General features: G+C 62.1%; 18 protein-coding genes and 1 pseudogene. 8 read left to right on the plus strand and 11 right to left on the minus strand.

Features of this window, described 5'->3' with window-relative positions; translation table 11 throughout:
• Position 1: 1 nt before the first annotated feature.
• Positions 2–1,038: pseudogene (locus FOB47_RS24245) on the plus strand (IS630 family transposase).
• Positions 1,039–1,156: 118 nt separating this feature from the next.
• Here FOB47_RS24245 and FOB47_RS24250 read toward each other — a convergent pair.
• Both FOB47_RS24250 and FOB47_RS24255 read right to left on the minus strand, forming a co-directional pair.
• On the minus strand, positions 1,157–2,551 hold the full coding sequence (locus FOB47_RS24250) for a heavy metal sensor histidine kinase (protein ID WP_151023058.1): 1,395 nt from the start codon (positions 2,549–2,551) through the stop codon (positions 1,157–1,159).
• Positions 2,548–3,234, minus strand: coding sequence for a heavy metal response regulator transcription factor (locus FOB47_RS24255; RefSeq protein ID WP_053821777.1), 687 nt, complete (start codon positions 3,232–3,234; stop codon positions 2,548–2,550). The genes FOB47_RS24250 and FOB47_RS24255 overlap by 4 nt, the downstream gene beginning before the upstream one ends.
• A gap of 202 nt (positions 3,235–3,436) precedes the next feature.
• On the opposite strand from FOB47_RS24255, the gene FOB47_RS24260 reads away from it, so the two are divergent.
• The 6 genes from FOB47_RS24260 to FOB47_RS24285 all read left to right on the plus strand — a co-directional run bounded on the left by FOB47_RS24260 (position 3,437) and on the right by FOB47_RS24285 (position 9,297).
• Complete coding sequence (locus FOB47_RS24260) at positions 3,437–5,323, plus strand: copper resistance system multicopper oxidase (RefSeq protein ID WP_053821776.1); 1,887 nt, start codon at positions 3,437–3,439, stop codon at positions 5,321–5,323.
• A 17-nt stretch (positions 5,324–5,340) separates the two neighbouring features.
• Complete coding sequence (locus tag FOB47_RS24265; protein WP_455550984.1) at positions 5,341–6,669, plus strand: copper resistance protein B; 1,329 nt, start codon at positions 5,341–5,343, stop codon at positions 6,667–6,669.
• 38 nt (positions 6,670–6,707) lie between these two features.
• Positions 6,708–7,094, plus strand: coding sequence for a copper homeostasis periplasmic binding protein CopC (gene copC / locus FOB47_RS24270; protein ID WP_053823086.1), 387 nt, complete (start codon positions 6,708–6,710; stop codon positions 7,092–7,094).
• A gap of 7 nt (positions 7,095–7,101) precedes the next feature.
• Positions 7,102–8,019 carry a copper homeostasis membrane protein CopD gene (gene copD / locus FOB47_RS24275; RefSeq protein WP_174782257.1) on the plus strand — a complete coding sequence of 306 codons (918 nt, stop codon included), beginning with the start codon at positions 7,102–7,104 and terminating at the stop codon, positions 8,017–8,019.
• Positions 8,020–8,087: 68 nt separating this feature from the next.
• Positions 8,088–8,564: a cupredoxin domain-containing protein gene (locus tag FOB47_RS24280; RefSeq protein ID WP_053821774.1), complete on the plus strand. Its 477-nt coding sequence runs from the start codon at positions 8,088–8,090 to the stop codon at positions 8,562–8,564.
• 385 nt (positions 8,565–8,949) lie between these two features.
• Entirely contained in the window at positions 8,950–9,297 is a 348-nt protein-coding gene (locus tag FOB47_RS24285; protein ID WP_174782258.1) for a CzcE family metal-binding protein, read from the plus strand.
• A 214-nt stretch (positions 9,298–9,511) separates the two neighbouring features.
• On the opposite strand, the gene FOB47_RS24290 is transcribed toward FOB47_RS24285, so the two are convergent.
• From FOB47_RS24290 to FOB47_RS24310, 5 genes are all read right to left on the minus strand, one after another.
• Complete coding sequence (locus FOB47_RS24290) at positions 9,512–9,709, minus strand: hypothetical protein (protein ID WP_082371627.1); 198 nt, start codon at positions 9,707–9,709, stop codon at positions 9,512–9,514.
• A gap of 620 nt (positions 9,710–10,329) precedes the next feature.
• Entirely contained in the window at positions 10,330–10,860 is a 531-nt protein-coding gene (locus FOB47_RS24295; RefSeq protein WP_053821772.1) for a c-type cytochrome, read from the minus strand.
• A gap of 61 nt (positions 10,861–10,921) precedes the next feature.
• Entirely contained in the window at positions 10,922–11,338 is a 417-nt protein-coding gene (locus tag FOB47_RS24300) for a DUF411 domain-containing protein (RefSeq protein ID WP_053823085.1), read from the minus strand.
• Positions 11,339–11,402: 64 nt separating this feature from the next.
• A complete protein-coding gene (locus tag FOB47_RS24305; RefSeq protein ID WP_244258754.1) occupies positions 11,403–13,676 on the minus strand; it encodes a heavy metal translocating P-type ATPase in 2,274 nt (757 codons plus the stop codon).
• 181 nt (positions 13,677–13,857) lie between these two features.
• Positions 13,858–14,133 carry a DUF2933 domain-containing protein gene (locus FOB47_RS24310; RefSeq protein WP_115737203.1) on the minus strand — a complete coding sequence of 92 codons (276 nt, stop codon included), beginning with the start codon at positions 14,131–14,133 and terminating at the stop codon, positions 13,858–13,860.
• A gap of 169 nt (positions 14,134–14,302) precedes the next feature.
• Here FOB47_RS24310 and FOB47_RS24315 point away from each other — a divergent pair, with 169 nt between their 5' ends.
• Positions 14,303–15,568 carry a type II restriction endonuclease gene (locus FOB47_RS24315; protein ID WP_151023062.1) on the plus strand — a complete coding sequence of 422 codons (1,266 nt, stop codon included), beginning with the start codon at positions 14,303–14,305 and terminating at the stop codon, positions 15,566–15,568.
• Here the strand turns inward: FOB47_RS24315 and FOB47_RS24320 are convergent.
• The 4 genes from FOB47_RS24320 to FOB47_RS24335 all read right to left on the minus strand — a co-directional run bounded on the left by FOB47_RS24320 (position 15,533) and on the right by FOB47_RS24335 (position 19,242).
• Positions 15,533–16,345: a phosphatase PAP2 family protein gene (locus tag FOB47_RS24320; RefSeq protein WP_082371458.1), complete on the minus strand. Its 813-nt coding sequence runs from the start codon at positions 16,343–16,345 to the stop codon at positions 15,533–15,535. The genes FOB47_RS24315 and FOB47_RS24320 overlap by 36 nt on opposite strands.
• Before the next feature lie 7 nt (positions 16,346–16,352).
• Positions 16,353–18,089 (minus strand): phosphoethanolamine transferase, encoded by a 1,737-nt coding sequence (locus FOB47_RS24325; protein WP_151023064.1) that lies wholly within the window; start codon positions 18,087–18,089, stop codon positions 16,353–16,355.
• 301 nt (positions 18,090–18,390) lie between these two features.
• Positions 18,391–18,627 (minus strand): hypothetical protein, encoded by a 237-nt coding sequence (locus tag FOB47_RS24330; protein ID WP_115737205.1) that lies wholly within the window; start codon positions 18,625–18,627, stop codon positions 18,391–18,393.
• 129 nt (positions 18,628–18,756) lie between these two features.
• Entirely contained in the window at positions 18,757–19,242 is a 486-nt protein-coding gene (locus FOB47_RS24335; protein WP_115737295.1) for a CzcE family metal-binding protein, read from the minus strand.
• Positions 19,243–19,396 lie beyond the last annotated feature (154 nt).

Below are 19,396 nucleotides of genomic sequence, written 5' to 3' on the forward strand. Positions count from 1 at the left end.
GATGCATGACAAAATCGACTCGAGGACGCTGTCGGTCGACGCGTTGAACGAGCGGCGACGGCGAGCGGTGAGAATGCGGCTTCAAGGCGTGAGCGTGAACGAGGCGGCGGCGCAGTGCGAGCTGACGCGCGCGACGGTGAGTGCGGCATTCAAGGCGTATGAAGCGGGCGGCTGGAAGGCGGTGGACACTACGCGGCCGGGACGACCCCGCGGCATTGGACGCACGCTGACGGCCGAGCAGGAGAGTGAAGTGCTGCGCCTGATTCGCGACCGTACGCCCGATCAGATGAAGATGGGGTACCCGCTGTGGCAGCGCCAGGCGGTGGCAAAACTGATCCGCGATCGCTACGGCATCGAACTCGCTGCACGCACCCTAGGTCTTTACCACGAACGCTGGGGCTTCACGCCGCAGAGGCCGATCCAGAAGGCCTACGAGCCGCCAGCGGCAGTGAAGAAGTGGCTCGATGAGGAGTATCCGGTCATTTTAGCGAGCGCCAAGGCAGAAGGCGCCGAGATCCATTGGGGCGATGAGACCGGCTTGCGCAGCAACGACGTACGCATGCGCGGCCATGCTGCGCAAGGCCAGGCGGCGGTGGTACGGGCGAACAACGAGTGCCATGGCTTGTCGGTCATCTCCAGCGTTACCAACCAGGGAACGATGCGCTGGAAGATATTCGACGGCGCGCTCAATTCCGACATCCTGATCAAGTTCGTGAAACGGCTGGTCAAGGGTATTAAGCGCAAGGTCTACCTGATCCTGGACAATCTGCGCGTGCATCACAGCAAGCCCGTAAAGGCGTGGTTGGCCGAGCACAAGCACGAAATCGAAGTCTTCTACCGGCCAAGCTACAGACCCGAACTCAACCCCGGACGAGAGGGCCTTCGCCGACCTCAAGCCGGCCGTCACAACGCTGGCGCCGGCGCGCACCAAGCTGCAACTGGTCAAGGCGACGTCCATGTACCTGTGAAGGTGTCAACGACAGCCCGAGCGGACCAAAAGCGAGTTTCGAGCCCAAACCGCTTCGTGATGCCGCATGAGATTCTAGATACAATGCCGGATCAATAGGTTGAACGGTCCTTTTACCGAAGGACCACTAGCCACGGCGCCGCAACGCCGTGGCTATTTTTATGCGGCGACGCGCTGGAGGCCAACCGTCTAGCTCCGGGCGGCGTTTCGCTGGCGGGGAAACGTCAAAATGAAGCGCGTAGTGCCTTCCGACGATTCCGCCGAAATCTGGCCCCCGTGCGCAAACATGATGGCTTGCGTGATGGAGAGACCCAGTCCCACGCTTTCGGACTCCGCACGGGTCCTTGATTTGTCGGCACGGAAAAAGCGGTCGAATAGCGATGGCAGCAACTCGGGACTGATTTCCTCGCCCTCATTCTCGACTACGATCGACGTGCTGCCGCCCTGCTCGCGCGTCTCGACCCGGATCTCTTTGCCGGACGGCGTATAGCGTAGAGCGTTCGAGAGCAGATTGCTGAGCGCTCGGCGTAACATCAGACGGTCGCCGGTAATTTTCGCCTGCCCATCAAGCCGTAGATTGACGCCCTTGTCCTCTGCCAGCGCGTCGTAGAATTCGAACAGCGCCTGTACTTCATCAGCCACGTTGATCGCTTCCTCATTCGGCAGTGTGATGCCGTGCTCCATCTTGGCCAAGTACAGCATATCGGACACCATGCGCCCAAGCCGCTGCAATTCCTCGGCATTCGAGGCCAGGACCTCTCGATATTTGGCGGCATCTCGCGGCTGCGATAGCACGACATGCGTCTGCGTCATCAGGTTGGTGATGGGCGTGCGCAGCTCATGCGCCAAATCGGAGGAGAATTCCGAGAGCCGCCGAAAATCATCCTGCAGTCGCTCCAGCATCGCGTTTAACGTGATCGCCAGATCTGCCATCTCGACCGGCACGGCTTCGACCGGCATGCGCGCATCCAGTTTGTTCGCGGTGACGCCCTTGGCGCGTGAGACCATCATGCGCAGGGGTGCGAGCCCGCGTCGCGCCGCCCACCAACCAAAGAGACCGCTGGCGAGCACCGCCAATGTGGTATAGAAGGCCAGCGAACGACGAAATGCATGCATGAAGTGCGCGTGGATTTCCGTGTCCATGCCGACCACGACGCGCAAAGGTGCAATGCGCGGGTCAGCCGCACCAACCTGCGCGCGCATGCCGCGATACTCCTGCTCGCCTTGCTGCCAGACGAAGGTATTGTCACGCGCCAATTCGCGCGGAATCGCCTCGAAAGCAATCGCAAAATCGAAGTCCTTGGTCGCATACAGCTTGTGGCCTTGTGCGGTCTGCACCTGCGCGACGAAGCCAGGATGGTGATCGACCATTTCCCGAAGCCGCTGGGGCAAGCGCTCGGCCGGCGTTTCCTGCGCGATCTTTTCGATCAGGCGAATATTGTCGCCGAGCACCACATAATCCTCGGTGGCGAAGTGGCGGTCCATCGCCAGCCAGATGAGAACGCCCAAGCCCAGCAGCACCACGGCAGAGCAGAGCGAAAACAGGATGGTCAGACGCATCGTCAGGGACAGGCGATGCGTCATGCCTGCTCCTCCGGCGCTTCCAGCACGTAGCCCATGCCGCGCACGGTCTGAATCAGCTTAATATCAAAGTCATCGTCGATCTTCGCCCGCAAGCGGCGAATGGCCACATCGATCACGTTGCTATCGCTGTCAAAGTTCATGTCCCAGACCTGGGAGGCAATCAACGAGCGTGGCAGCACCTCGCCGCGCCGGCGAGCGAGCAACTCCAGCAGCGCAAACTCCTTGCTGGTCAGCGTGATGCGGCGCCCGGCCCGCGACGCCCGGCGCCTGCCCAAATCCAGCACCAGATCGCCCACCTGAATGCGGTCCATCGCTAGCTGTACAGTACCGCGCCGCAATAGCGTACGTACGCGCGCCAGTAGTTCCGAGAACGCGAATGGCTTGACCAGATAGTCGTCAGCGCCCAACTCCAACCCCCTGACCCGATCGGCCACGCTGTCGCGGGCGGTCAGAAATAACACCGGAACCGGGTTGTCCGCGGCGCGGATCGTCTGCAAAATACGCCAGCCATCGAGATCGGGTAGCATGACGTCGAGGATAATCAGGTCGTACGCTTCGTTAAGCGCCAAGTGCTGTCCGTCCAGCCCGTTGGCGACCAAGTCGACCACGAATCCTGCCTCGGTCAGCCCCTGGCGCAGGTACTCGCCGGTCTTGGATTCATCTTCTACCACCAGCAGCTTCATCTTCGTGCCCTCCCCCTCGTCTTTCGGATTATGTGCCCGCCTGTTGGACCGGCTCTAATACGGGGTAGTCTACCGAGACGCTCTGTGGGTAACCCAGACCTTACCGGAATGTAATGTTTGGGTAAGTTGACGGTAGCCTCGCTGTCGTTACTCTCTTGCTGCCGCCTTCCGACGCGGCCATTCAAGCAAAAAGGACTATTTCATGCGACGTGATCGACCGTCTGGCCTTGTGCTGCCTAATCTGCCGCGCCGCCGTTTTGTACAGGGTCTGGCCGCCGGTGGCGTGATGGCGGGGCTGTCTGGCTTGGGCGGTGCGGCCTGGGCTCAGCCGTCAGGCCGACCGGCAGATGTCTTATCCGGCACAGCACCAGTGCTGCGCGGGACCGACTTCGACCTCGTGATCGGCGAGTCGGTGGTCAACTTCACCGGGACGCCACGCGTCGCGACCACCATCAATGGCATGTTGCCGGGGCCGACGCTGCGCTGGCGTCAAGGCGAAACGGTGACGATTCGGGTCACGAACCGGTTGCGCGAGCACACGTCGATTCATTGGCACGGGATCATTCTGCCGTTCGAGATGGACGGCGTGCCGGGGATCAGCTTTGCGGGCATTGCGCCGGGCGAGACCTTCACCTACCGCTTCAAGGTCGACCAGATTGGTAGCTATTGGTATCACTCGCATTCGGGCTTCCAGGAGATGACCGGCGTGTATGGCGGCATTGTCATCGATCCAGCCACCGGCGTGGATGGCGTGCGAGCCGATCGCGATTATACCGTGCTGCTCTCGGATTGGACCGACGAAGATCCGATGCGCGTGCTCTCGAAACTGAAGGTTCAGAGCGACTACTACAACTATAACCAGCCGACGGTTATCGATTTTTTCCGCGACGTCTCCAGTGAAGGGATGAAGAGCGCGCTCGCTAAGCGCAAGATGTGGAACGAGATGCGGATGAGCCCGACCGATCTGGCGGATCTCTCGGGCGCCACGCTGACTTACTTGATGAACGGCGTCACACCGGCCGGCAACTGGACCGGCGTGTTTAAGCCGGGCGAGAAGGTTCGTCTGCGGTTTATCAACGGCGCAGGCAACACGTTCTACGATGTGCGCATTCCCGGCCTCAAGCTTAAGGTCATCCAAGTCGATGGACAGAACATCGAACCGGTAACCGTCGATGAGTTCCGCTTCGGCCCGGGCGAGACCTGTGACGTGCTGGTCGAGCCGCGCGACGAGGCCTATACCATTTTCTCGCAGTCGATGGATCGCACCGGCTATGCCCGCGGCACCCTGGCAACTCGAGCCGGGCTGGCGGCACCGGTGCCCGCCGTGGATAAGCCGCAGTGGCTCACCATGGCCGACATGATGGGCAGTATGGGAGGCATGGGCGGCATGGATCACAGCGCCATGGGCGGAATGAGCCATGGCGGCATGGCCATGCAAGGCATGGACCACGGCTCGATGGGCATGCAAGGCATGAACCATGGCGCTATGGCCATGGATCACAGCCAGCATGCCATGGGTAGCATGTCGGGGGGCATGGCGACCGATGCGTCGCTGAAGGTGCCCAGCACCAAGGCGCGCCACGCCAAGACCGAGTATGGCGCCACCACCGATATGCGCGTTGACATGGCGCGCACCAACTTGGACGACCCGGGCATCGGTTTGCGCGACACCGGGCGCCGCGTCCTGACACTGGCCGATCAGCACACCATTGGCGGTCCGTTGGACAAACGCGGTCCCGGGCGCGAAGTGGAACTGCACTTGACCGGTAATATGGAGCGTTACTCGTGGTCCATCGACGGGGTGGAGTTCGGAAATTCGACGCCGGTGCACTTTAAGTATGGCGAGCGGCTGCGCGTCATTTTGCACAACGACACCATGATGACGCACCCAATGCACATGCATGGCATGTGGAGCGAACTCGAATCGCCGGATGGCGCCTTCCTCGCGCGTCGACACACGATCGCGGTGCAACCGGCGCAACGCATCAGCTTCCTCGTCACCGCCGACGCCTTGGGCCGGTGGGCCTGGCATTGCCACCTGATGTTGCACATGGACGCCGGGATGTTCCGCGAAGTGGTGGTGGCCTGACCCTAACCGATATGCACATGGAAAAACCAACAAGAACAGTACTTGCCGCCGTGCTTGCTTCCGCTGGCATGAGCGCAGCTTGGGCCCAGCACGCCCACACCGAAGCGGTTCCAACGCAAACTTCGTCGCCCGCCGTCGCGGAAAAGGCGAAGTCCATTCCGAAAGCAAAGTCTTCGGGCAAGGTTGGCGGCACCGCTGCCACCGACGGCCAGATGCAAGGCATGGACTCGATGCAGGGCATGGACCACAGCCAGATGCAAGGCATGGACTCGATGCAGGGCATGGACCACAGCCAGATGCAAGGCATGGACTCGATGCAGGGCATGGACCACAGCCAGATGCAAGGCATGGACTCGATGCAGGGCATGGACCACAGCCAGATGCAGGGCATGGACTCGATGCAGGGCATGGACCACAGCCAGATGCAGGGCATGGGTTCGATGCAGGGCATGGACCACAGCCAGATGCAGGGCATGGGTTCGATGCAGGGCATGGACCACAGCCAGATGCAGGGCATGGGTTCGATGCAGGGCATGGACCACAGCCAGATGCAAGGCACGGGTTCGATGCAAGGCATGGATCATGGCGACATGCAGATGCAAGGGGGGAGCGCGCCCGCGGATGCGCGCGACCCGCACGGTTACTCAGGGGGCTATCAGCTCGGCGTGGGTCAATACGCCATTGGTCCGCACCGTTCGCTGCACATGGCAGACGAACACCTATTTGCCTCGGTACTCGTTGACCGGCTGGAATGGGTCAAGGGAAATGAGAGCAATGCCGCTGCCTATGAGGCGCAAGCGTGGATTGGCAGCAGCTTTAACCGCCTCGTGATCAAGGCCGAAGGCGAATCCGAGAGGCGCAAGATCCACGAGGCGCGGACCGAATTGCTGTGGGGTCATGCCATTGCCACCTATTGGGACACGCAGCTGGGTATCCGCAACGATGCCGGCTATGGCCGGCCAACCCGAAACTGGCTGGCCTTCGGTATCCAGGGCCTGGCGCCATACTGGTTCGAGGTCGACGCTACTGGCTATATCGGCACCGAAGGTCGCACTGCGCTGCGCCTGTCAGCCGAGTATGAATTGCTAATTACCCAGCGCCTGATCCTGCAACCCCGAATCGAGGCCAATCTTTATGGCAAGAACGATCCCGAGGTCGGCGTGGGCAGCGGGCTTTCCAGCGGTGCCGTGGGTCTGCGCCTGCGCTATGAGTTCAGCCGTCAGTTCGCTCCCTATATCGGCATTGAACGGTACCAAACCTTTGGCAATACCGCCGACATGGTTCGCACCGCCGGCGGCCGAAGTGGCGAAACCCGTTTTGTAGCGGGTGTTCGCATGTGGTTCTAACCACGTATTTCAATCCACACTCATATTTGGAGTTCACCATGCAAGCGCCCCGCTTCACCATTCGTGCCGCTCTGGCAGCCGCCGCTGTGCTGGCTAGTACTGCAGCCTTCGCCCATCCAAAGCTGGTATCGTCCATGCCCGCCGACAAGGCCGAGGTGGCGGCGCCGCAGAAGATCGAGCTGAAGTTTTCAGAGAACCTCGCGACCCAATTCTCCGGGGCCAGCCTCGTCATGACCAGCATGCCCGGCATGGCCAACCATGCGCCGATGAAAATTGCCGCCAAGGTTGCCGGCAGCGACGACCCCAAGACCATGGTGATCACCCCGGCCCAGACGCTGGCGCCTGGCAGCTACCGCGTCGATTGGCGTGCAGTGTCGTCCGACACGCACCCGATTAATGGCAACATCGCGTTCACCGTGAAGTGATCCGCCGATGGACTGGGCAACTGTTGCAGTGCGTTTCGCACTCTATTTCGACCTGACTGCACTGTTTGGTCTGCCGCTGTTTGGCTTGTACGCACTGCGCCGTGAGGAAATGGCGTCGCCAACGGGTGCGCGCTTTTTGACGCTTGGCGCGGCGGTCGCGGCCCTGGGCATCGTCCTGTCGCTGGCCAATATCACCATCATGGCCAAGGGCATGACCGGTGCCGCATCCTACGCCGAACTGCAAGGCCATGTCTTCGAAATGATTGTGACAGGCACCGCGTTTGGCGCGGCCTGGGTCGTGCGACTCGTTGCCCTGGTCCTCTGCGTGCTGGTCGCGTTGTTTGTCCGCAAACGGCCAGAACTTCAATTCTGGGTTCTGGCTGCAGCGGGCGGCGTCGCGCTGTCCACGCTTGCCTGGGGCGGCCATGGCGCCATGGATGATGGCATTCGACGCTACATTCACCTTGCCTCGGATATCGCGCATCTAATGGCCGCCGGCGCATGGGTCGGCGCTCTGCTCGCGTTCGTGTTGTTGTCGCATCCCTCTGCCACACCTGCCAAGGTTGCCCTACTGAGCCGCACCTCGAACGGCTTCGCTCAGGTGGGTACGATCGTTGTCGTAACCTTGGTCATTACCGGCGCAGTGAACTATTGGTTGATTGTCGGTCCGGTCTTGCCAGAACTGTCGCTGAACTCATACGGTGGACTGCTGGCGTCCAAGCTGGCGCTGTTCGGTACCATGCTCGCCCTTGCCGCGGCTAACCGTTTTCATCTGAGCCCGCGCCTGGAGCATGCCGTACGGACGAGCGACTATGCCGTCGCCGTTCGTACCTTGCGGCGCAGCCTGATGTTCGAGACCAGTGCGGCAACGCTCATTCTGGCTCTTGTCGCCTCGCTCGGCATCCTATCCCCCGCGGGCATGTAGCCACGTTTCACGAACCGCGCAGCTAGGCTGCGCTTGTTTTGCTCTCAAACAACCGCCAAGGAGATGCCATGAAGACGCTCAAGTCGTTGCTGCTGGTGTTGGGGCTGTCGCCAATGCTGGTGTGGGCTGCCGGCAGCATGGAGGGGCATGCGAGCCCAGCTAGCGCCAGTAAGTCCGCTGCCGGTCAGCCGGGCAAGCCGGCCAAGGTCTCACGCACGGTTAACGTGACCATGAGCGACACGATGCGGTTCGCGCCCGACTCGATTCAGGTCAAGCGCGGTGAAACCGTGCGTTTTGTCGTGCGGAATGTCGGCAAAGTGGAGCACGAAATGGTGATCGGTACCGCCGCTGAGTTGAAAGAGCACGCGCAGATGATGCGCAGCATGCCTGATGCTAAGCACTCTATCCCGAACCAGATTATGCTCGCACCTGGCAAACAAGGCACACTGGTGTGGCAGTTCGACGGTCCTGGGACCGTCGACTTCGCTTGTCTGGTGCCGGGCCATTTCGAAGCCGGCATGGTCGGCAAGGTGGCCGTCAAGTAAAAAGCGCGACGACGGGTGCGTCCGGCGGCGAACAAAACGGCGCACCGATGCTGAGGGTTCGACAGCGTAGGTTGGGTCATGGTGCCGCCGTGGCGGACCCGTTTTCTTGCGCGTGATCCTCCCCACTTGGAAGCGTTGACTTGTGGGGCATGACGTGGACCACATTGTTACCTGTCCAGAATGTAACGTTTGGGCAACGTTATCGTTGGAATGCCCTGATTAGACTAGATCGTGCGGCAACTCGCGTTTGGGTGCCGGTAGCCTTGCCAGTTGCCCACAGATCAGCGCAGCACCAAGCTGCGTGCGTCCTTGGCGCGGGTGGAAGTCGGGTTGTCGCAAAGGCGGGTCCGTTAGACCTTGCCGCACATCGACAGGGAGTCTCATTATGACTACCACGCAGGCTTTACGGATCGCACTGGCACTCTCTGCCTTCGGCATGGCGTCGGCGTGTGCGCCTTTGCCACCTGCTAGGGCCGATTTGTATGGTACCGTCGCTGCCGGCGAGACGGCGACTCGGTCGATCACGCTGCGGCCAGGTGCGCGATACGTTAATGTCACCTCTGGAGAAACCGTTGCTTTCCGGGGCGCCAACCGCACGGTGGCTTGGACCTTTATGACCACAAGTAGTGGACGATCGGCAGTTGCGCTGAACTTCCTTTTGCCGGATCTGCCGGAAGCCAAAGGCATCACGGCCATCATCGCGCCAAGCCCGCTCTATCGGGGCAGCTCATGACGTATTGGTTGCTTACTGGACGCTGTGCCAGACGACCACTTCGACAGCCCTCCCCCACGCCGCATCCGGACCAGTAGGCGGTGGAACGTCCGCCTTGGTCCGCTGACTTGGCGCTTGCAGACCCGAGGGGCACCGCCGGGTCTAGCCATATCGCGGCATACTGCGCAACGCGCAACGCATAGCCTTCAGTGCGCAAGTGCGTTTGCAGACCAGCCTAATGCAATTTAGCGAGAGCATGCAAAAAGTCACTGCCCCGCGGCGTGATGTGCAGACGATCGCCGTAAGCCAATTTTTCCAGATGCACCAGCTGCCGCTCAATCAATGCCTCGATCGACGCGTGATCGAGGTCGGCGAGATTGGGGGCTGCGTCGTCGATCAGCATAAGGGTGGCCACTTCATGTGGTGTCAGCATCGTAGTCTCCAGGACCCCTAGAAGTGAATCGGCGGATGGTTCCGCTCTCGTGGCGACGCGTTTCAGCATTCATTCAATGACCGCCGTGCAGACACGTCAAGGTAAATCACCGGCGCTGGGTCTACCATATGGCAATGCTCGACTTTCCATAACGGCTATGAGACTCGTCTTTCACCGGCGAGGCCATCCAGACCAGCCCCTGCATGGCATGCGCTACTACTCGATCATTGGGGCGGCGCTGGTCGTGCTTGGGCTTTTGTATCTCTTCTGGACGACGTAAGGGGATTAGTGCGGCGCAGCGTTCGCCGATCTTCGCCCACGACGAGTCATCGGCGTAGCGGCACGCGTGTTCGAGCCGTTTCGACGGCGCGCGACCGCTGCTCGCATACAGCTGTGTGCCACGCGCGAGCGGGCAGGCAGGCAAGAGACAGAAATTACCAGGCGCGATCCAAGCGCCTGAATACCAGCAAGCCGGCCGCTCAACGCGACATGTTCGTCAGCTGTGGCGTACACACCGCGACAGCTCGTGCAGGGTCACTGCAGCAGCCCAGGCTAGGCTCGAAACGGACGTAGGCGCCATCGCTGACCGGAGCGCCTGCTTGCGGTGTTTGCTTGGGTCGCTACTTCGGGCTCGCATACTGCGCGGTCGCTTCGCGCTGCGCTACTGCCATTTTCTCAGGCCAAGTGCTCTTGATGTACGCGAGCACGGCAATGATGTCGTCATCCGACATCGACTGGCCGAAGGCTGGCATGTCACTGACATAGCCTCTCGGCGCGGTCACGCCGGCAACGAGCCCGTTCTTGGTGATGGCAAACAGCACCGCGTCCGCATGGTGCCAGGTATGACCCGATGCATCATGCGGGGGCGCCGGCATCCGGCCATTTGCGAGCCGCTCGCGCCAGTTAGGCTGGCCTTCGAGCTTGACGCCATGGCACGACGCGCAGGCCTGTGCGTACAGCTGCCTGCCGCGACCGAGCTGCGCGGCATCCGTGGCATCGATGCGCAGTTGGCGCCCTTCCCTGAGCGTCTGCGGTCCACCGGAGGGTGGCTCCAGATAGCGTTTCGCCTTGAGCGCGACCCCGGTGGCCGCCGCGGCGGCCACCACCAACACGCAGGCCACGATCCAGCGCGACTGAGTTGACTCTTCCATGTCCTTTGTCTGGCAGTTCTGAAGTTCTGGCAACGCTTACCCGCGCAGCCCCGCTGCAGTCCTAGTCTTTCGAGAATGGCTTGCCGCTAAAATCCACTGTCACAAGCTTTCCGTCCATCTGCCCCATGCCTGGCGAGTTTGCCGGCATGCCGGGCACTGCGACCCCTTTCAAGGTCGGCTTCGCAGCGAGCTTGCGCACCGCTGCTGCCGGCACGTGCCCCTCCACCACCTGCGCGCTGCCATCGATCACCGCGGTATGGCAGGAGCCGAACTGGGTCGGGACGCCGAGCCTGGCTTTGACCGCCGTCATGTCGGACGAATCAATGACCTTGGTCTGGATGCCGGCCTGGTTCACGTGTTTGACCCATTCTGCACAGCAGCCACAACTGGGATCCTTGTACACCGTTAGCGTCGGCGAGGCCGCTTGCGCGCCGGTGGCGGCCGCGAGCAATGCGGCAGTGGCCAAGAAATACTTCATGGATTCTCCGAAAAACATCATGTCAATAGACAAGTCAGCACCGGTCGAGTGCCTCATCGCCAGCTTAAATCTCTGCCTGCCGCAGGCGTAGCGCATTGGAGATCACCGAGGCCGAGCTCAGGCTCATTGCCAACGCGGCAATCATAGGCGAAAGCAGCAAACCGGTGAACGGGTACAGCACCCCTGCCGCTAACGGTACCCCGAGCGCGTTATAGATAAACGCGAAGCCAAGGTTTTGTTTCATGTTGCGAATGGTTGCCTCGGATAGCTCGCGTGCGCGCGCAATGCCACGCAGGTCGCCTTTGACCAGCGTCACCTGAGCACTGTTCATCGCCACATCGGTGCCCGTGCCCATGGCGATGCCCACATCCGACTTGGCCAGCGCCGGGGCATCATTGATGCCGTCACCGGCCATGGCGACCACCGCCCCGCTTTGCTGCAGTTGGCTCACCAGCTGAAGCTTGTCCGCAGGCTTCACTTCGCCGTGGAACTCCGCAATGTCCAGCCTTGCGGCCACCGCCTTTGCCGTGGCCACGCCGTCGCCGGTGGCCATGACCACGCGGATGCCCTCGGCCTTCAGGGCCGCCAGCGCTTCGGGCGTTGAGCCTTTGACGGGATCCGACACCGCCAGCAGCCCGGCCAGACGGCCATCGACGCCAAGATACATAACGCTCGCGCCTTGTACGCGCAGCGTATCGGCTTGGGCGCGCAGCGCCTCGGTGTCGATGCCGTCGGCTTGCATCAGCGCCGTGTTCCCAATGGCGAGTGTCTTCCCACCGACCGTACCGCGCACACCGATGCCCGTGCTCGATTCAAAGTCCTGTGGCTTCTCCAGCGCCAAGCCACGAATGCGGGCCGCCTCCACCAGCGCCGCGGCCAGCGGATGTTCGCTGCCCTGGTCCAGGCTCGCCGCCAGCCGCAGGACCTCGTCGTCGGCATAGCCATTGGCGCCAATTGCACGCTCGAAGGCTGGCCGCCCCTCGGTCAGCGTACCGGTCTTGTCGACGATCAGGGTGTCGACCTTGCGCAGGTTCTCGATCGCGGCGGCATCGCGGAACAGCACGCCGTTGGTGGCGCCCTTGCCGCTGGCAACCATGATCGACATCGGCGTGGCCAGCCCCAATGCACAGGGACAGGCGATAATCAAGACCGCAACTGCATTGATCAGACCGAACACCCAACTCGGCGGTGGACCGAACAGGCCCCAGGCAAAGAACGTCACCACGGCGACGCCGATGACGCCGAGCACGAACACGCCCGCGACCTTATCGGCCATGCGTTGCATCGGCGCCTTTGAGCGCTGCGCCTGCGCCACCATCTGCACGATCTGGGAGAGCACCGTTTGTGCGCCAACCTTCTCCGACCGGATGATCAGGCTGCCTGAGGTATTCATGGTGGCGCCAATAACGCGGTCGCCTTCGCGCTTGGTGACCGGCATCGGTTCACCGGTGATCATCGATTCGTCCACCGAACTGCTGCCTTCGGTCACGATGCCGTCGACTGGCACCTTTTCCCCGGGCCTGACGCGCAATAAATCGCCGACATGCACATGAGTGAGAGGCACATCCTCCTCGGCGCCATCGCGCCCGATGCGGCGCGCCGTCTTGGGCGCGAGCCCGAGCAACGATTTGATCGCCGCGGAGGTTTGCGATCGCGCCTTGAGTTCAAGCAGCTGGCCGAGCAGCGTCAACGAGATGATGACGGCCGCGGCCTCAAAGTACACGCCGATGCGGCCGTGGGCGGCAAAGGTCTGAGGGAACGCATCCGGTGCCACGGTTGCCACCACGCTATAGGCATAGGCCGCACCGGTCCCCAGACCGATCAGCGTCCACATATTGGGGCTGCGATGCAGGAACGACTGGGCGCACCGCACGAAAAAAGGCCAACCCGCCCAAAGCACCACCGGCGTCGACAGGACCAATTCGACCCAGCTCTGCGTCGCCGCCTGCATCCACCCGAATCGATGGCCGAGCATGGCCAACACCGTGGTCACCACCGTCAACGGCAGCGTCCACCAAAAACGGTGCCGAAAATCCACCAGCTCCGGATTCTCGGTCTCGTCCAGGTCTGGCAACAGCGGCTCCAGCGCCATGCCGCATTTCGGGCAGTTGCCGGGATGATCCTGCCGGATCTCGGGGTGCATCGGACAGGTGTAGATCGTGCCCGGCGGCCCCGATTCCGCATCCGGGGCGGCTGAAGGGGCCGCGGCAGGAGCTGCCGCAGCCGCGGCGTGCTTGGCCGGGTCCGCCTCGAACTTGCGCTGACACGATGCACTGCAAAAGTAATAGGGAATGCCAGCGTGTTGGGTCTGGAATGCCGAGTCGGCCGACACCACCATGCCACAAACCGGATCTTTGGCGGTGCCGACGCCCGACACTGGGCTGTCGTGCGGCGCACCGTGGCGATGGGAATGGTGCTGGTCAGCATGCGCGCCAGGACCGGGGCTTGTTGCCTTGTCAGGGTGCCCCGCTTTCGGTGGGTGGCGCTGGCTGCTGGGTTCATTCATGGAAGGCCTCCTGTTAGTCGTGGCGCTGTCCGTCCACCGGGTCGCCGCCTTCTTTTGAAGGCGCGCTGCGCCCGTGGCCGCCATGGAATAGATGCATCAACGGGCACAATAACACTAGCGCAAATGGCAGCCAGGAAGCAACCGCACTCCAACGCGGCATCCCGAGCGCGATGGCGATGACGATCGCCACGGCGGCAAGGACGATCCCCCAACGCAGCGACCAGCGAAACCGACGGATTTGGCCGGCGTTGGCGCCATGATGCGTCGATTGGGCATGACATGCTTTCATGACAGACTCCTTACCATGACGGGAAGCTGACCGGCAGCCAATCGCCGCACTCAGCTTTCTTGTGATAACGGTAGAGCTTCCGATAATGGGAAGGTCAAGCCGGTTCGCGTCAACAATGCGCCAGGTCAAAAGGCCTCACGGTGATACACTGCCCGGCAAAATGCACACCATGACCGACACCATCCGCATCCTCATTGAGCGCTGGAAGACCGATCCCGCCGGCGCCTATCAAACCTGGTTTCTTTGGCCGGAGCGGCTGAAGAATTTCCGCTCGATTCGGCGTGGCATCGGCGCGGTGGTCGACGAGATCCAGGCCGGTACATTCGGCAACGCGTATCGGGGCTCATCGCTCGAGACCGTGGTGTCTTCAATCGCAGAGCAACGGCAGATTTTCAAAGGCGCGGATCACGCCTTTCTGTGGAAGCCAAAACTGCGCATTCCAGATATCTATGAGCATGCCGACAATCAGCGTGCTTTTGCCAGACTGCTCCATACCTGCAACTGCTGTGACACCGAATCCGAAGTCCTTGATGCGATTCGCCAGCTGAGCAGCCTCGGCATCAAGGGTCTCGGGCCGGCGGCGGCCAACCTGCTGTATTTCATTCATCCCACGCTGGTGATGCCATTCAATACCGCGATTGTCAATGGCTATAACGCCCTGACAGGCTCGTCGGTCAAGCTTGGCAAATGGGATCACTATCTGGCGATGCGCGAGGGGGTGCTCGCCCTGAATCAGCGTTATCGGGATTTGCTCTCCAATGACCTTGGCGCGATCGCGGGCCTGCTGTTTGACATCGGCATGCAGCGCTATCCGCTGCCACCGCGGCAAGCGCAGGCCCACGATGTGGCCGTCTGGCAGCAGGAACTGGCCAAGGTGCGCGAGCAGGCTGCCGCGCTTGCCAGGCAGATTCAGCTGGGGCAGGCCGAAGACGCCACCCATACCGAAGTGCAGGGATGGCTGCGCGATCTCGGCAAGTCGCTCGGCTTTGCCGTTTGGATTGCCACCAACGACCGAAGTCGGCTGTACAACGGCGAGCCCTTGAGCCAGGGCTGTCTCTCAACGTTGCCGCCGGCGCTGCTGGTGGCGGGAGGCGATACCGTTCCATGGATTGACACCGTCTGGCTAAATGCCACCACCCTTGAGGTCGAAGCCGCCTTTGAAGTCGAACATACCACCTCGATCTATTCCGGTATCGTGCGCTTGCTGGATCTGGCCCTCGGCTCCGACCCGTCCGCCCGCAAGCATCTGTTCCTGGTCGCGCCGGATGATCGCGAAGACGACGTGCGCGCGCAATTGAGCCGCCCGGCTTTTAGCCGCGTCTCGGCACTCAATATCCGCTATGTCCCCTATTCCAGCCTGCGCGAGCATCGCGAAAGCATTGCGCGCTTTGGCAGTGGCTTAAAGCCGATCGAGGCCATCGCGAGACAGTTGTGAGTCCGGTCCTGGCGGTGGTCGGCGACGGCGCGAGCAAGCTTTCGGGCCCTGGTGCGGCGCGGCGCTGCCTAGCCGCACGTCGGCCCGCAGCCCCCACGCGAGTAGCAAGCTGACCGCCCACGCCACCCAGAGGGTTGCGAGCGTGTGCGACAGGAAGTGCGCGCCCTGCGCCATGCGCGCCGCGCCAAGCGTGCCGCCCAGCAGCAGTCCGCCAGCCAGCCCAACCCACGCCCAGCGACGGCCGGCAGGACGCAATGCGATCCCCCAGACGACCCAGAGAAAGCCGGTGGCCGCATGACCGGCAGGAAAGCATTGTCCCGGCTTGACGTCTGCCGGCAGCGGATCCAGCAACCGCATATAGGGCAAGCTGCCGCCGAATTGAGCCATGTCCCAGGGACAGTGGCGTCCCGTCATGAGCTTCAGGAGCGTGACGCTCAACGGGATCACCACCATGCCCGCACCGGCAAGCAACGCATTGCGACGCGGCAGCCAAGGCAGACGCCCCCGCCAGCCCAGCCAGCAGACACCCATGGCCGCGGCTACGGCGACGTAAGTGAGCCACTTCGCGCCCTTGTGGAGCACCGCTTCAAATAGCCAGTGCTGGCGCAACGGGAAGACCGTCCGACCGACATCGTAGAAACGGCCCTCGAGCCAGAGGTCGAGTTCGGTGCGCTGGAACACGTAGGCCAGCACCAGCGCGGCCGATGCCAGCATCCACCATTGCTGGCGCAGCCAACGCTGACTGGCGGGCGTCTGAACCAACGGCATTTCTCTCATGGGGGCATTATCCGTTGCGGCAGCGTGCCGACAAATCCATGGTGGCATCCCGGGTCTGGGTGCGGATATCCAGCAGGCCCAAGACCGTGGAGAATAAGTGGTCATGCGTGGCGGGTTCGCGCGCACGCGCCCGCAGGCAGGAGACATCGAGCCGCATGCGCTGGGCGAATGAGGCGGAGAACCACATCACCATCGGTACCTCGGTCTGCTCCCGCGGAGCAATCGCGTAAGGCATGCCATGCAAGAACAGTCCGCGCTCTCCCAGCGACTCGCCATGGTCTGATACATAGATCATGGCCGTGTCATAGCGCGCCTCGAGTTGTTCGAGCCAGTCGATGGTGCGTGCGAGCACATGATCGGTGTACAGCAATGCATTGTCGTACGCGTTGCGAATTTGCTCTGGGGTACAGCGCGAGAGATCATCGGTGTCGCAAGTCGGACCGAACTGCGCGAATCGGGCCGGATACCGCCGGTAGTACGCGGGACCATGATTGCCAAGTTGGTGCAGGACCACGACCAAGCTGCCAGGTAGCTGGTGCCGCAATGCTTCCGCCCCGGCTAACAACACTTCATCCAGGCAGCGGTCGCGATCGCATAACGCCGACATAGCCTGAGGATCCGGCTGCCACGTGGGCAGGCCTGCACAGACGCCTTTGCATCCCGATTGATTGTCTGCCCACCCCACCTTCAGTCCCGCTCGTCCGATGACGTGTAGCAATGACTCGCTGGCCTTGATGGCATCTTCGTCGTAATTGCGACGTCCCTGGGACGAGAACATACAGGGCAGAGAGACCTCGGTATTGGTGCCGCAACTGGTGACTTGAGCGAAATTGATCACAGCGCGCTGCGCCAGGTTCGGCGTCGTGTCATGAGGCGACCTGCCACTGAGCCCCCAGTTCGCCGCTCGTGCGGTTTCTCCCACGACCATCACGAAGAGCAGGGGCTTGTTGTGCTCGCCCCAGCTAGCGCCGAGCCGGGCATCGGTGCCCACCGGCTGGCGCGGCCGGTTCGCGATACTGGCATCGCGTGCCAGCGCCCCGCTAAAGGCGTACACTACATTGACCGGCGCGAGCAGATAGCGGATCTCCTTATGATTGCGCATCTGGGCTGCGAAATCCTTAAACACCAAGGACAGCGTCCCCACGCCGACAACAACGGCCACCAACATCGCGACCACGCGCAGGCCAACGCTTCGCGTCAGTGAACGCTGGCGCAGCGTCACCCAGGGCAACAACAACAATGGTGGTAGTGCCAAGAGCGCGATGCTGCACATCATACGCAGCGTTAGCAACTCGCGAGCTTCCGCCACGTCGGTGCGCAGCACATTGCGGGCCATGCTGGGGTCAAGGTAGATGCCGTATTGACCCATGAAATAGCTGGCACCGGCGGCCACTACGACCAAAATTGTCAGCAACGGTTTGGCCGTCCAGCGGTTTATGAACGGCGCCAGCAGCACAAAATGCGCCGTGACCAGCGCGGTGCCCACTGCCACGCCGTAGCCCAGATCACGGAGCCCGCTCAACGTCCGTTCGGCGAATAGCGCCCGCCAGAACGGACCGTTCAGGACGAGAACAAAGTATAGGCAGAAGCCGAGTAGCAAGGTCTCGACGCCGACCTCCAGACGCCAGGGGCGACCCACCTTTGCGCGCGCGCCGCTTGGTGGTGTGTCGGGCGAAGCCGGGTCACGGCGCGACCGGTTTAGATTCGGTTCCATCATTGGCGCATGGCGCGAAAGGCGGGACATTACCAGCCCCAGGCGTTGCAGTACGCAACGCTGTGTTGAGCCAGTGGTGGACAAAAAGAATCGCGCCGAAGGCGCGATGATGACTCGCTGGGCTGGGTGCGGTCCGACCGCTGCAGCCTATGCCGTCTGCCTAGATCAGGGCCTGGTCCGACCCGAGCCGGCGCATCGGCAAGGCTGAATCTCGGCGCGTGCGCAAGCACGATAACGGGTATCGGGACAGTTTCCCCGATACCCGCCCCGCGTCAACGCACCGGCCCACCGAGCGGCCCATCGCCCCGGCGAGTCGGCGCGTTGCCGAGATTTAGGCGCCGTCGCTGAACGTGTCGCGAGGGCCTACGGCGTGGCTACCGTCTGTGAACGGGTCCCGCGTGCCCATGGCGTGACTGCCATCGGTGAACGGATCGCGCGTGCCCATGGCATGCGCTCCATCGGTAAAGGGATCGCGCGGCGAATTGACGCCAGCGTTCGCGATGCCCGCGACGCCACCAAGGGTTGCCACGGTCAATGCCACCAAGGCAGTCTTCTTCAATGTACGCATTCTATTTCTCCTTGTTTCGATAGTGGCTCAGTGAGCCTGCATTTGCAGTGTAGAAAGATGTACCCCACCAGGGCCTGACGACAAAATTACAAATGTGTCATGTTGTCACTCCCGGCAAACCGGCCATTCTTAGCCACCGGTAAAGAGCTTGCTGCGCTCGATATAGACGCGCACGCCTTGGGCGTTGGGCATTGCCGGGAATAGGACGCCAAGATCCACGGATTTTCCTTGAACAAATTCGGCGAACGTCCAGGTGGCCTGCTGCGCGCCGCTGCGGAAGGTAACGGTGTCGCCGGAGGCCACATTGACAGACTTCAGGCCGGGAGCGAGAGTCACCGCGCGTGCGGCCGTGTTCGCCGGCGCCAGGCTACCGAAGAGCGTCGCCTGCGGCCCCAATGGGGTAGCAGCCTGCGCCGTAGCCATTGCGCTGGGCACTGTGAGCGATGCCGATGAGCTGGCTTGGTCGGCGGCTTGCCGCCGCACGTGCTCCGCCCAGTTGTCGCCCGCATTGGTTCTGGTCTGGTCCGCACTCCACGCCGGTGAACTGGATAGGACGGAAACGGCCGCCAGCGCCAATGCGGTCAAAGCGGTCAAAGCGGTCTTCTTGGTGTTCATGATGCGCTCCATAACGTTTCGAGGCGTAACCTCTTAAGTGTCATGGTAGGCAACCGGCACTCACGCGGACGTTACTCGCGAATTACATCCCCGTAAGCTTTCCCGCATCCATCTGCGCCGCAGAAATGGGTACTTCGGCGAGGTGAACGACCTG

The sequence above is a fragment of the Cupriavidus gilardii genome (assembly GCF_013347325.1).
GTDB lineage: Bacteria > Pseudomonadota > Gammaproteobacteria > Burkholderiales > Burkholderiaceae > Cupriavidus > Cupriavidus gilardii.